The sequence below is a fragment of the Gilvimarinus sp. 1_MG-2023 genome, from assembly GCF_030548285.1.
The window spans coordinates 1-332 of the sequence record NZ_JAUOSC010000525.1; the positions used below are offsets into that span (position 1 = coordinate 1).

General features: G+C 56.3%; 1 protein-coding gene. It reads left to right on the forward strand.

All coding sequences use genetic code 11. The annotated features are described in order from the left end of the window. Positions 1-332 (forward strand): LPP20 family lipoprotein (locus tag Q4563_RS17925; protein ID WP_303605464.1); only part of this gene is annotated, 332 nt, incomplete at both ends.

The following is a 332-nucleotide window of genomic DNA, read 5'->3' on the forward strand; positions in this document are numbered from 1 at the left end:
GCTGTGCTTTTGCTGATGGTTCGGGCAAGGCAGCACCGGAATGGGTTTGTGGCGCACCGATTGATGGTGTCGACCTGACTGCGGTTGGTTATGCCGACAAAACTGCCGCTGGCCCCAACTTCATGAAACAAATGGCGGCCACTGCTGCTCGTGTTGAGCTGGCTCAGACCATGCGTATCGAAGTCCAGAACATGATCAAGCAATATGCTGAGACCACGGGTACCGGGGATGGCGAAACCGTCGACAAGGTGAATTCCTCTGTCACTCGCCAGATCACCAAGGAAACCCTGGTTGGTTCCAAAATCCTGCGCCAGATGCCGACCCCAAGCGGC